The organism is Citrobacter sp. CK180 (genome assembly GCF_030333655.1).
GTDB lineage: Bacteria > Pseudomonadota > Gammaproteobacteria > Enterobacterales > Enterobacteriaceae > Citrobacter_B > Citrobacter_B koseri.
The window spans coordinates 1-13,947 of record NZ_JAOWFM010000025.1; the positions used below are offsets into that span (position 1 = coordinate 1).

9 protein-coding genes are annotated in these 13,947 nt (G+C 55.1%); 8 read left to right on the forward strand and 1 reads right to left on the reverse strand.

Going from position 1 to position 13,947, the window contains the following annotated elements:
• Positions 1-207 precede the first annotated feature (207 nt).
• Positions 208-2,877 (forward strand): phosphotransferase RcsD, encoded by a 2,670-nt coding sequence (rcsD, locus tag OGV50_RS01265; protein WP_071260253.1) that lies wholly within the window; start codon positions 208-210, stop codon positions 2,875-2,877.
• A gap of 16 nt (positions 2,878-2,893) precedes the next feature.
• Entirely contained in the window at positions 2,894-3,544 is a 651-nt protein-coding gene (rcsB, locus tag OGV50_RS01270; RefSeq protein ID WP_001061917.1) for a response regulator transcription factor RcsB, read from the forward strand.
• A 93-nt stretch (positions 3,545-3,637) separates the two neighbouring features.
• Here rcsB and rcsC read toward each other — a convergent pair whose 3' ends face one another.
• On the reverse strand, positions 3,638-6,484 hold the full coding sequence (gene rcsC, locus OGV50_RS01275) for a two-component system sensor histidine kinase RcsC (RefSeq protein WP_012131533.1): 2,847 nt from the start codon (positions 6,482-6,484) through the stop codon (positions 3,638-3,640).
• A gap of 168 nt (positions 6,485-6,652) precedes the next feature.
• On the opposite strand from rcsC, the gene atoS reads away from it, so the two are divergent.
• From atoS to OGV50_RS01305, 6 genes are all read left to right on the forward strand, one after another.
• Positions 6,653-8,479, forward strand: coding sequence for a two-component system sensor histidine kinase AtoS (gene atoS, locus OGV50_RS01280; RefSeq protein WP_058667734.1), 1,827 nt, complete (start codon positions 6,653-6,655; stop codon positions 8,477-8,479).
• Positions 8,476-9,861: an acetoacetate metabolism transcriptional regulator AtoC gene (gene atoC, locus OGV50_RS01285; protein WP_101744037.1), complete on the forward strand. Its 1,386-nt coding sequence runs from the start codon at positions 8,476-8,478 to the stop codon at positions 9,859-9,861. Before atoS ends, atoC begins: the two co-directional genes overlap by 4 nt.
• 196 nt (positions 9,862-10,057) lie before the next feature.
• Positions 10,058-10,720 carry an acetate CoA-transferase subunit alpha gene (atoD, locus tag OGV50_RS01290; RefSeq protein WP_200075614.1) on the forward strand — a complete coding sequence of 221 codons (663 nt, stop codon included), beginning with the start codon at positions 10,058-10,060 and terminating at the stop codon, positions 10,718-10,720.
• Positions 10,720-11,370 (forward strand): 3-oxoacid CoA-transferase subunit B, encoded by a 651-nt coding sequence (locus OGV50_RS01295; protein WP_012131528.1) that lies wholly within the window; start codon positions 10,720-10,722, stop codon positions 11,368-11,370. The genes atoD and OGV50_RS01295 overlap by 1 nt, the downstream gene beginning before the upstream one ends.
• Positions 11,367-12,689: a TIGR00366 family protein gene (locus OGV50_RS01300; protein ID WP_012131527.1), complete on the forward strand. Its 1,323-nt coding sequence runs from the start codon at positions 11,367-11,369 to the stop codon at positions 12,687-12,689. The genes OGV50_RS01295 and OGV50_RS01300 overlap by 4 nt, the downstream gene beginning before the upstream one ends.
• Positions 12,690-12,719: 30 nt before the next feature.
• The gene (locus tag OGV50_RS01305) at positions 12,720-13,904 is read left to right on the forward strand and encodes an acetyl-CoA C-acetyltransferase (protein ID WP_012131525.1); all 1,185 of its coding nucleotides are present in this window, start codon (positions 12,720-12,722) and stop codon (positions 13,902-13,904) included.
• The last annotated feature ends 43 nt before the right edge of the window (positions 13,905-13,947 follow it).

Consider the following 13,947-nt stretch of genomic DNA (forward strand, 5'->3'; position numbering starts at 1 on the left):
TGGCTCATGATGTCCCTCTGGGATGCGCTCCGGATGAATATGATGATCTCATATCAGGAACTTGTTCGCACCTTCCTTAGGGAAACGCCTTCGCGGAGCGGGAGGAAAAATGCAGCGTGTCTGATGAGCGAGAGTATGGAAATTCACACACTACCCTTTATACTGCCCTTTCCTCTTTAGCGTTGTTTTAACAGGTCATAAACACGAATGAGTCAGTCTGATACAACGGTTTCTACCCGATTCTCCCTTCTGCCGGGAAGCATTACCCGTTTCTTCTTATTACTGATCATTGTGTTACTTGTAACGATGGGCGTGATGGTGCAAAGCGCGGTCAACGCCTGGCTGAAAGACAAGAGCTATCAGATTGTCGATATCACCCATGCTATTCATAAGCGTGTAGACACCTGGCGCTACGTGACCTGGCAAATCTATGACAACATTGCCGCGACGGCTAGCCCATCCACGAGCGAGGGCTTGCAGGAAACGCGTCTGAAACAAGACGTCTACTACCTTGAAAAACCGCGCCGTAAGACCGAAGCGCTTATTTTTGGCTCGCATGACAGCTCAACGCTGGAAATGACCCAGCGGATTTCCACCTATCTCGATACGCTGTGGGGCGCGGAGAACGTGCCCTGGTCGATGTATTATCTGAACGGGCAGGACAACAGCCTGATTCTCATCTCCACCCTGCCGCTCAAGGATCTCTCCTCCGGCTTTAAAGAGTCTGCGATTGGCAATATTGTCGATTCCCGTCGGGCGGAGATGCTGCAACAGGCGAATGCGCTGGATGAACGCGAAAGCTTCTCTTCGTTACGTCGTCTGGCGTGGCAAAACGGCCATTACTTTACGCTGCGCACCACTTTTAATCAGCCGGGGCATCTGGCAACGGTTGTGGCGTTCGATTTGCCGATCAACGACCTGATCCCGCCGGGAATGCCGCTGGACAGCTTCCGCCTGGAACCCGACTCCTCAACCACGACGGTACGTAATACGGAGAAAGAGTCTCCAGACAGCGTCAGCATCAGCTTCAACAGCGCCAAAATTGAGATTTCTTCCGCGCTGAACTCAACCGATATGCGGCTGGTCTGGCAGGTTCCTTTCGGCACGCTATTGCTTGATACGCTGCAAAATATCCTGCTGCCGTTACTGTTGAATATCGGCCTGCTTGCGCTGGCGCTGTTTGGCTACACCACCTTCCGCCACCAGCCTGGCCGTTCAACGGAAGTGGCGACAAGCAATACCGCAAATAATGAACTGCGTATTCTGCGCGCGATTAATGAAGAGATCGTCTCCCTGCTGCCGCTGGGGCTGCTGGTGCATGACCAGGAGGCCAATCGCACCGTCATCAGCAATAAAATCGCCGACCATTTGCTGCCGCATTTAAATCTGCAAAACATCACCAGCATGGCGGAGCAGCATCAGGGCATCATTCAGGCGACGATCAATAACGAGCTATATGAAATTCGCCTGTTCCGCAGCCAGGTCGCCCCTCGCACGCAGATCTTTATTATTCGCGATCAGGACCGGGAAGTGCTGGTGAACAAAAAGCTCAGGCAGGCGCAGCGTCTGTATGAGAAAAACCAGCAGGGCCGCGCCGCGTTTATGCAAAATATTGGCAATGCTCTGAAAGAACCCGTGCGGATACTGGCGATCAACGCCGCTGCCGCAGACACGCCGGAAAGCCAGAAGCTGGCGAACCAGGCGGATGTTCTGGTGCGTATGATAGATGAAATTCAGCTGGCGAATATTCTGGAGAATGATACCTGGAAAAGTGAGCCGACGCTGTTCTCCATTCAGGATCTGATTGACGAAGTGGTGCCGGACGTTCTGCCTGCGATTAAGCGCAAGGGTCTGCAACTGCTGATCAAAAACCACCTTAGCGCCAACGATGAACGCCGTGGCGACCGTGACGCCCTGCGCCGCATTCTGCTGTTGCTGATCCAATACGCGGTCACGACCACGCAGATTGGGAAAATCACGCTGGAAGTCGATCAGGATGAGTCGGCTGAAGAACGCCTGACCTTCCGCATTCTGGATACCGGTGAAGGCGTGACGCTCAATGAGATCGACAATCTCCATTTCCCGTATATCAATGAAACGCAAAGCGACCGCTACGGGAAAGCGAATCCGTTAACCTTCTGGTTGTGCGATCAGCTGGCGCGTAAGCTCGGCGGGCATCTGAATATTAAAGCACGCGATGCGCTGGGGACGCGCTATACCGTACATGTTAAAATGACCCCGCATGACCAACATGTAAATGATGAAGAGCGCTTGCTGGATGACGTTTGCGTAATGGTTGACGTCACCTCTAATGACGTGCGCAATATTGTGTTGCGTCAGCTGGAAAACTGGGGAGCCACCTGCATCACGCCGGATGATCGGCAAATAAGTCAAGAATATGATCTCTTTTTAACTGATAATCCGTCTAATCTTACTGCCTCCGGCTTGCTTTTAAGCGATGATGAGTCAGGCGTGCGGAAAATGGGTCCTGGCCAACTGCGCGTCAACTTTAATATGAGCAACGCTATGCAGGAAGCTGTACTACAACTGATAGAAGAGCAACTGGCGCAGGAAGAGATTCCAGAGTCGCCCCTCGGCGGAGATGAAAACGCCGAACTTCATGCCAGCGGTTATTACGCGCTCTTTGTAGACACAGTACCGGATGATGTTAAGAGGTTGTATACTGAGGCAGCGACCAGTGACTTCGCTGCGCTGGCGCAGACAGCCCACCGCCTGAAAGGCGTGTTTGCTATGCTTAATCTGGTACCCGGCAAGCAGTTATGTGAAACGCTGGAACATCTTATTCGTGAGAAAGATGCTCCAGGTATAGAAAAATACATCAGCGACATTGACAGCTACGTCAAGAGCTTGCTGTAGCAAGGTAGCCCAATACATGAACAATATGAACGTAATTATTGCCGATGACCATCCGATTGTACTGTTCGGTATTCGCAAATCACTTGAACAAATCGAGTGGGTGAATGTTGTCGGCGAGTTTGAAGATTCCACAGCACTGATCAACAACCTGCCTAAATTAGATGCGCATGTGTTGATTACTGACCTCTCCATGCCGGGAGATAAATACGGTGACGGGATTACCCTCATCAAATACATTAAACGTCATTTCCCGAGCCTGTCGATCATCGTTCTGACGATGAACAACAACCCGGCAATTCTGAGCGCGGTGCTGGATCTCGACATTGAGGGGATTGTGCTGAAACAAGGCGCGCCGACTGACTTGCCTAAAGCGCTGGCCGCGCTGCAAAAGGGCAAGAAGTTTACCCCGGAAAGCGTCTCCCGCCTGCTGGAGAAAATCAGCGCGGGCGGTTATGGCGACAAACGTCTGTCCCCGAAAGAGAGTGAAGTCCTGCGTCTGTTCGCAGAAGGTTTCCTGGTGACGGAAATCGCCAAGAAACTGAACCGCAGCATTAAGACCATCAGTAGCCAGAAAAAATCGGCGATGATGAAGCTGGGCGTCGAAAACGATATCGCGCTGCTGAATTACCTCTCTTCCGTCACGCTGAGCCCGGCGGACAAAGACTGATCAAACGTCAGGTGCCTGATGGCGTTGCGCTTATCAGGCCGACGTTGATGATTGCAGTAGGCCGGAGAAGGCGAAACCGCCATCCGGCCTTTTTTATGCCCGCGTCTTTCTCACTCGCTCCGCATACACCGCCAGCGTCTGCTTAAGCACATCTAACGTCACCGGCTTGGACAGGCAGCTATCCATACCAGACTCCAGACAACGCTGTTTCTCTTCCGCCAGCGCGTTAGCCGTGACGCCGACCACCGGCAACGTCAACCCCAGCTGGCGAATGCGCTGCGTCAGACGGTAGCCGTCCATATTCGGCATGTTGACGTCGCTCAGCACGATATCAATATGGTTTTTACTCAGCACGTTCAACGCATCGACGCCGTCATTCGCGGTCTTGCATTGATACCCCAGCGATCCCAACTGATCGGCCAGCAAACGACGGTTGATCGGATGATCGTCCACCACGAGGATCATCATGTCGTCATTCGTCGCGTCGGTTTTATCCGGCGCAGGCAGCGCCGTTGCAAGCGCGTCGTTATCAAGCTCAATACTGTAAATCCGCGCCAGCAGCGCAGGCAATTCATGCGGCGACGCCACGCTGTGTACCCACTCGCCCGGCGCTCTTTCCTGCGGAATACCAATATGGCGGCGACTGAAAACAACCGCCGCACGCCCCTGCCATGCCTGCTCCAGCACATCGTCCGTAATCAGAATATCTTCCGGCGCCGGTTTTTGCCCTTCGTAACGAAGCACATCGACACCGCTTCGCGCCAGGCTGGACTCAATAAAATGACACAGCGACGCGTTGCGTACCGCCAGCCAGCAACGCGTTTGAGCCAGCCCTTCGACGCCTTTTTTCTGCGGGTACTGCGCGCCATAAAGTGGAATGCGTAACGTAAACTGGCTGCCCATCCCGGGCTCTGAATCGACGGAGATATCCCCATCCATCATGCTGATCAGTTTTTCACAAATCGCCAGCCCCAGGCCGGTTCCCTGGAAATTACGCTGCACGCCGGTTCCCACCTGGAAGAAAGGATCGAACAAACGCACAACCTCTTTCGCCGGAATCCCCACGCCGGTATCGCGTACCTGAATACTGAGATAATCGCCATCACACTGCACATGCAGCACAATACAACCGGTATCGGTAAATTTGATGGCGTTACTCAGCAGGTTAGAAATCACCTGTTGCAGACGCATCGGGTCGCCGTTCAGCGCAACCGGTACATCCGGTTCAATAAAGCAGTACAGGCCAAGCTGTTTTCTCACCACCAGCGGTAAATAGTTGGCCGTAATATGGTTCATCACCTCACGCGGCGAGAACTCACGTGGTTCAATCTTCAACTGCTCGGATTCGATTTTTGAGAAGTCGAGAATATCGCTGATGATTTTCAGCAGCAGGCTGGAGGAGTTGTTCATCGCCGTAACCAGCCTGTCGACCCCTTTCGGCAGCGCTTTGGTTTGCAGCAGATCGAGGTTACCGATAATCCCGTACAGCGGCGTGCGCAGCTCGTGGCTCACGGTCGCAAGGAACATTGATTTGGACTGGCTCGCCTGCTCCGCCGCCTGCGCCATCTCCTGCAACGACTCTTCCATTTTGACGCGCGCGCTCACATCCACCAGCACGCAAATCGCCACGTTTTCATTACGATAGCGCGAATGGACAAAGCTGATTTGCAGATTGGTATTGTTGCTGGTCAACACATCGACGAAGTTAACCTGCTGACCACAGATAATTTGCGTCAGCCTTTGCCGGTCCTCATGGGTGAGCATATTGAGGTAGGTATGCGCCAGTTCATTACTGAGAATATTGACCCCGTCAATGGTACGCAGGATGCAGATCCCCACTGGCGCGGAAGCGACGATTTTCCGGTTAAACTGCTCATGCTCTTCCAGCCGCTGAGCATCGCTTTCCGCCGGAATAAAGATACGCCGTTCATACATGCGCGCCAGCGTGAACAAGGCGGCGCCCACCAGCACATTCAGCAGAATAGCATTCAGAATCAGCATTCGAATATGCTCCAGCACCAGATCGACCGGTACGGAGTAGACAATGCTGAGCGACGATGGCGGCAGGCTTTTCTTCAGAACCAGCTCACGGAACCCTGGCGTATAGCCAAACCAGGAGCGCTCCTGCATCCAGCGAGGTTCCGGCCTGATATTGCTTTCCGGCCCGGTTAGCGAAATCAGCGGATGACCATTTTCATCGAGGATCGTCACCCCCATAGGCAAACTTCCCGGCGTGAAAAAGTTCTCCATCCGAATGGACTGCTCGACGCCCAGCAGCGCCTGCAAGCGGTTGGCCAGATAAACCGGCGTCAGGGCATAAAAATAGCCGATGCCGGGGCGCGGCCCCTGGCTAATCCAGAAAAGGTTATTCCCGCTCTCTTCCTGCGGGGCATTGCGGTACTTAACAATGCGCTCATGCAGCGTTTTCAGCGCATTATCACGTTCGACCGGCATATCGCGCAGGCCGAAATTCGCCATACAGAGATTGTCGCTGCCAATCAGGAAAACACGATTCAGATCGTAGGCCGCAGAAAAATTGTCGCGCCAGTAGCGCATAAACCAGGCCAGCGACTCCAGCGACCCGCGCCAGGCATTCCCCATCGCCGCACAGTCGGAGTCGGCAAACAGCGGCTCAAAATTGGGCACCACGGTTTTATCGTCGCGCGCCCGGCTGGACATCACGCCGTTTTCCGCCGTTAAGCGATTCTCGGCAATGTATTTAAGTTCTTTCATTACGTCAGACGTGCGCTGAATATAGCGCTGCGCCTGGTCGGAACTGAGATTGAATTCCTGACGGATTTCAGACTCTCTCTGATGCAGCGCATTGACGATGTAAAACACCGAAGCAAAAGCGATCAGCAGCCAGATCAGTAACGCCAACGCTCTGAACAGGTAGCGCGAAACTTTCAGGGTTGTACGAAAGGAAGCAAGGTATTTCAAAGGGGCGAAGCTCCGCCTCAGGCGATAAATAGAGTGTGGTTAAGGTAGCGGTAAATGCCCGGCGTCGCAATGCCCTCTCTTTGCGGGAATATGATATACCGCTGAGAAACCTGCGCCTCAACCCCCGATAATTGGCGTTTGCCTGATAAAGACCACACGGATGTCAGCATGCGCTACCTGAGACGGCTTTACCCGCGACGCTTACGCAATCAAATGATACTGATGGCTATCCTGATGGTCATCGTGCCGACGCTCTCTATTGGTTATATCGTAGAAACCGAAGGCCGATCAGCGGTCTTATCTGAAAAAGAGAAAAAATTATCGGCTGTCGTGCATCTGCTTGATGAAGCGCTGGGCGACAGCTTCACCCAGCAGGAAAATCTGCCGCGCGATGAGCGTATCCGCGCGCTGAATGCGCAGTTATCACCGGTCACTGAGCGTATCACCCGCGCGTTTCCGGGAATTGGCGCGGGCTATTACAATAAGGCGCTGGACGCCATTATCACCTACGCTCCTTCGGCACTGTATCAGAACAACGTCGGGGTCACTATCGCTCCCGATCATCCTGGCCGGGAGGTCATGAGTACCAACGCCCCGGTGGTATTTTCAGGCCGGCAGGTGCGCGGCGATATCCTCAACTCAATGATTCCGATAGCGCGGCATGGCGAGGTCATTGGTTATATCTGGGCGAATGAGTTGACCGAAGATATTCGCCGACAGGCCTGGAAAATGGATGTTCGTATTATTGCCGTTCTGGCGGCGGGGCTTATCAGCAGCCTGTTACTGATCATTCTCTTCTCACGCCGCCTGAGCGCCAATATCGATATCATTACTGAAGGCTTGCCTACTCTTGCGCAGAAAACGCCGGCCCAGTTACCCGATCTCCCCGGTGAACTGGGGCAAATCAGCCGCAGCGTCAACGCTCTGGCGCAGACACTGCGGGAAACCAAGACGCTGAACGATCTGATTATTGAGAACGCCGCCGATGGGGTTATCGCAATCGACAGACAAGGTAATGTCACCACGATGAATCCTGCCGCAGAGACCATCACGGGTTATACGCTGCATGAACTGGCCGGGCGCCCCTACTCAACGCTGTTCGCCGATCCTCATTTTTCCAGCCCTGTGCTTGACACTCTGGAGAACGGCACTGAACATCTGGCTCAGGAAGTCAGCTTCCCCGCGCGTGACCGGACAATTGAACTCAGCGTCACCACCAGTCGCATTCATAACGCTGACGGTGAGTTGATTGGCGCGCTGGTGATGTTTTCCGATTTAACCGCCCGTAAAGAGGCGCAGCGCCGTCTGGCGCAAACGGAGAGACTCGCCACGCTGGGTGAACTGATGGCAGGCGTGGCGCATGAAGTGCGCAACCCGCTCACCGCCATCCGGGGTTATGTGCAGATTATTCGCCAGCAAATCAATCTGCCTGTCCATCAGGAGTACCTGTCCGTCGTACTGAAAGAAATTGATTCTATTAATAAAGTCATCCAGCAACTATTGGACTTCTCCCGACCGCGACAAAGTCAGTGGCAGCAGGTATCCATTAATACGCTGATCGAGGAGGCGTTGATCCTGGTGCAGACTTCCGGGGTGCAGGCGCGAATTAACTTCAATACGGAATTCAACGCCGCATTGCCCACGATCGTCGCCGATCGCGAACTGCTCAAACAGGTGCTCCTGAACATGCTTATCAACGCGGTGCAGGCGATAGGCGCGCGCGGCGAAATTCGTATCCGAACCTGGCGCTACACGACCACGCATCTGGCGATCGCCATTGAAGATAATGGCTGCGGTATTGACGTCGCTTTGCAGAAAAAAATCTTTGATCCGTTCTTCACCACCAAAGCGTCAGGAACCGGCCTCGGGCTGGCGTTAAGTCAGCGCATCATCAATGCGCATCAGGGCGACATATACGTTACCAGTATGCCCGGATGCGGCGCGACCTTTACCCTTATTTTACCGATTAACCCGCAGGAAACCTCGTCAGAATGAAAACTCGCTACCGTATTCTCATCGTTGATGACGAAGATAATGTTCGCCGTATGCTCGCCACCGCGTTTTCGCTGCAAGGGCATGAAACCCAGTGCGCCAGTAACGGTCAGACAGCGCTGCAACATTTTGCCGACACGCCGCCCGACGTGGTGCTGATGGACATCCGCATGCCGGAGATGAACGGCATTGAAGCGCTGAAAGTGATGCGCGCACAGCATCCACGGGTCCCCATTATTCTGATGACAGCCTACGCTGAAGTGGAAACCGCCGTAGAAGCACTGCGCAGCGGCGCATTTGATTATGTGATTAAACCGTTCGACCTCGATGAACTGAACTTATTGATTCAGCGGGCCTTGCAGCTTCAGGCCATGAAGCAGGAGATCCGCAGCCTGCATCAGGCGCTGAGCACCAGCTGGCAATGGGGACATATCCTGACCAACAGTCCGGGGATGATGGATATCTGCAAAGATACCGCGAAAATCGCGCTTTCCCAGGCCAACGTGCTCATTAGCGGCGAAAGCGGCACTGGAAAAGAGTTGATCGCCCGCGCCATTCACTATAACTCACGCCGGGCAAACGGCCCCTTCATCAAGATTAACTGTGCGGCGCTGCCGGAATCACTGCTGGAAAGCGAACTGTTCGGCCACGAAAAAGGGGCGTTTACCGGCGCACAAACGCGACGTCAGGGGCTGTTTGAGCGCGCTCATCAGGGAACGCTGCTGCTGGACGAAATAGGCGAAATGCCGCTGGTGTTACAGGCTAAGCTGCTGCGAATCCTCCAGGAGAGGGAGTTTGAACGCATTGGCGGGCATCAAACCATTCAGGTTGATATCCGCATTGTCGCCGCCACCAACCGGAATTTGCAGGAAATGGTGAAAGAAGGCACCTTCCGTGAAGATCTGTTTTATCGGCTGAATGTGATTCATCTGACGCTTCCTCCTTTGCGTGAGCGGCGGGAAGATATCCCCCTGTTGGCCAACCACTTTTTGCAGAAATTCAGCTCAGAAAACCAGCGGGATATTATTGAAATTGACCCTTCCGCTATGTCACTTCTCACCGCCTGGCCGTGGCCCGGTAATATCCGCGAATTATCCAATGTGATTGAGCGCGCGGTGGTGATGAACACCGGGGCGGTGATTTTTGCCGAAGACCTCCCTACCCAGTTCCGCCAGTCGGTGAGTCACGCCAGCGGAATAAAGCCAGCCCAACCCGGTGAACGGAACCTGAAAGAAGAGATTAAACGCGAAGAACGCCGAATCATTATGGAGGTTCTGGAGCAGCAGGAGGGAAACCGCACGCGCACCGCGTTAATGCTGGGCATCAGCCGACGCGCGTTGATGTACAAATTGCAGGAGTACGGCATCGATCCGGCAGGCCTCTGATACCAGAAGTTGCTATGCAGAATTTTGCACAGTGCGCAAAATTCTGCATAGCGCCTCACGCCCTCTCATACCCCTTCCGTGAAAATTATTTTTATATTCATCAGGTTAACCCTTCTCTTCCCGGTTTATTAATCCTGGCATCCCGCTTGCTATTCCCTTTGCGTACCCAAAATGGAGTATGCAAAAGGGAAACATAATGAAAACAAAACTGATTACCTTACAGAACGCCTCAGGCTTCTTTCGTGACGGCATGACCATCATGGTCGGCGGTTTTATGGGGGTAGGCACCCCGCCCCGCCTTGTTGAAGCCTTACTTGAATCCGGTGTCAGGGACCTGACGCTGATCGCCAACGATACCGCATTTGTCGATACCGGCATCGGCCCGCTTATCGTAAATGGCCGGGTGCGCAAGGTCATCGCCTCCCATATCGGCACCAACCCGGAAACGGGTCGGCGGATGATTGCCAAAGAGATGGAGGTTCAACTGGTTCCGCAAGGCACCCTGATTGAACAAATCCGCTGCGGCGGCGCCGGGCTGGGCGGTTTTCTGACCCCGACTGGCGTCGGCACCGTGGTTGAAGAGGGAAAGCAAACGCTTCAGCTTGATGGCAGAACCTGGCTGCTGGAGCGTCCGCTGCGTGCAGATCTGGCGCTTATTCGCGCCCACTGCGCCGACCCGCTCGGCAACCTGACCTACCAGCTCAGTGCCCGTAATTTTAACCCCCTCATTGCTCTCGCCGCAGACATCACCCTGGTTGAGCCTGACGAACTGGTTGAAACAGGCGATCTACTGCCTGACCAGATTGTCACCCCTGGCGCTGTTATCGACCACATCGTTATTCCACAGGAGAGCAAATAATGGATGCTAAACAACGTATTGCGCGCCGCGTGGCGCAAGAGCTGCATGATGGCGACGTGGTTAACCTGGGAATTGGTTTGCCGACGATGGTCGCAAACTACCTGCCGGATGACATTCACATCACCCTGCAATCTGAGAACGGCTTTCTGGGACTGGGGCCGGTCACCACGGCCCACCCGGATCTGGTGAACGCTGGCGGTCAACCCTGCGGCATTTTGCCCGGCGCGGCAATGTTCGACAGCGCCATGTCGTTCGCATTGATTCGCGGGGGCCATGTTGACGCCTGCGTACTCGGCGGGCTACAGGTGGATGAGCAGGCAAACCTCGCCAACTGGGTGGTTCCCGGCAAAATGGTTCCCGGCATGGGGGGCGCAATGGATCTGGTCACCGGCGCGCGCAAAGTGATCATTGCAATGGAACATTGCGCGAAAGACGGCTCGGCGAAAATTCTGCGCCAGTGCACCATGCCGCTCACCGCCCAGCACGCGGTGCATATGCTGGTTACCGAACTGGCTGTATTTCGCTTTATCGACGGCAAGATGTGGCTGACAGAAATCGCTGAAGGGTGTGATTTGGAAACCCTGCGGGCAAAAACTGAAGCGCACTTTGAGGTTGCGGCCGATCTGGTCATTCAGAGAGGTGACGCATGATTGGGCGTATTTCACGCTTTATGACGCGGGTCGTCAGCCGCTGGCTTCCTGATCCGCTGATCTTCGCAATGCTGTTAACCCTGCTGACGTTCGGGATCGCTCTCTGGCTGACGCCGCAAACGCCGGTCAGTATGGTGAGGTTCTGGGGCGACGGCTTCTGGAACCTGCTGGCTTTCGGTATGCAAATGGCGCTGATTATCGTGACGGGCCACGCCCTGGCCAGTTCCGGCCCGGTTAAAAGCCTGCTGCGTACCGCCGCTTCAGCCGCTAAGACGCCCGCCCAGGGCGTCATGCTGGTGACCTTCTTTGGCTCGGTCGCCTGCGTGATCAACTGGGGCTTTGGTCTGGTGGTCGGCGCAATGTTTGCCCGTGAAGTGGCCCGTCGCGTGCCGGGTTCCGATTATCCGCTGCTTATCGCCTGCGCCTATATCGGTTTTCTCACCTGGGGCGGCGGCTTCTCTGGCTCTATGCCCCTGCTGGCCGCAACGCCAGGCAACCCGGTAGAACACGTCGCGGGGTTGATTCCGGTTAGCGACACCCTGTTCACCGGGTTCAATATTTTCATCACGCTCGGCCTCATCGTGGTGATGCCGTTTATTACCCGAATGATGACGCCAAAACCCTCCGACGTGGTCAGCATCGATCCGAAGCTGCTGCTGGAAGAAGCCGATTTTCAGAAGAAACTGCCGGCTGACGCACCACCGTCGGAAAAACTGGAAGAGAGCCGCATTCTCGCGCTGATCATTGGCGCATTAGGGATTGCCTATCTGGGGCTCTACTTCGCCGAGAAGGGATTCAACATCACCATCAATACCGTCAATCTGATGTTTATGATCGCCGGTCTGCTGCTGCACAAAACGCCAATGGCCTACATGCGCGCCATCAGCGCCGCAGCGCGCAGTACCGCCGGTATTCTGGTGCAGTTCCCCTTCTACGCCGGGATCCAACTGATGATGGAACACTCCGGCCTCGGTGGCCTTATCACTGAATTCTTCATCAACGTCGCCAACAAAGACACCTTCCCGGTGATGACCTTTTTCAGCTCTGCGCTGATTAACTTTGCCGTGCCATCAGGCGGCGGCCACTGGGTTATCCAGGGACCATTCGTCATGCCTGCGGCTCAGGCGCTGGGGGCGGACCTCGGCAAGTCAGTCATGGCAATCGCCTACGGTGAGCAGTGGATGAATATGGCGCAGCCATTCTGGGCGCTGCCCGCCCTGGCAATCGCCGGACTCGGGGTACGCGACATTATGGGCTACTGCATCACCGCCCTGCTCTTCTCCGGGATCATTTTTGTCATCGGTTTGACCTTTTTCTGACGGCAACCACGCACTTTTAAGGAACAGAAGATGAAAAACTGTGTCATCGTCAGCGCGGCGCGTACCGCAATCGGCAGTTTTAACGGCGCACTGGCAACTACCAGCGCCATCGACCTTGGCGCCACCGTGATTAAAGCGGCGCTTGAACGCGCGCAGCTCGACCCGCAACGGGTGGATGAAGTGATTATGGGCAATGTGCTACAGGCTGGTCTTGGGCAAAACCCGGCGCGTCAGGCACTGCTCAAAAGCGGCCTCGCAGAGACGGTCTGCGGCTTTACCGTTAACAAAGTATGCGGCTCCGGCCTCAAAAGCGTGGCGCTTGCCGCGCAGGCGATTCAGGCCGGACAGGCACAGGCGATTGTCGCAGGCGGTATGGAAAATATGAGCCAGGCGCCGTATCTGCTGGATGCCAAAGCCCGCTGGGGCTATCGCCTTGGCGACGGACAGCTCTCCGATGTGATCCTGCGTGACGGTCTGATCTGCGCCACTCACGGCTACCATATGGGGATCACGGCAGAAAACGTCGCCCGGGAATACGGCATCAGCCGGGAGATGCAGGATGAGCTGGCGCTACTCTCACAGCGCAAAGCCGTTGCCGCTATTGATTCCGGCGCATTCCAGGCCGAAATTGTGCCGGTTAGCGTCACATCCCGTAAGAAAACCGTGGTGTTTGAGCGCGACGAGTTTCCGAAAGCCGATTCAACGGCGGAAGGTCTTGCTGCATTACGCCCGGCCTTCGACAAGGCGGGTACGGTAACGGCAGGAAACGCCTCTGGGATCAATGACGGCGCGGCAGCGCTGGTAGTGATGGAAGAATCCGCAGCGCTGGCGGCGGGCCTGACCCCACTTGCTCGTATCAAAGCCTACGCCAGCGGCGGCGTCGCCCCGGCGTTAATGGGGATGGGGCCGGTTCCCGCCACGCAGAAGGCGCTGCAACTGAGCGGTTTAACACTTTCGGATATCGATCTGATCGAAGCCAACGAGGCGTTTGCCGCACAGTTCCTTGCCGTGGGTAAGACGCTCGGTTTTGATCCGCAGAAGGTGAACGTCAACGGTGGGGCTATCGCCCTGGGACACCCCATTGGCGCCAGCGGCGCGCGTATTCTGGTGACGCTGCTGCACGCCCTCTCTGCACACGATAAAACGCTCGGGCTGGCCACGCTCTGCATCGGCGGCGGTCAGGGTATTGCGATGATAGTGGAAAGGATGAATTAAGGATTTGCGCCTTTGCCGGGTGGCGGCCTGATAAGGCGTTTAC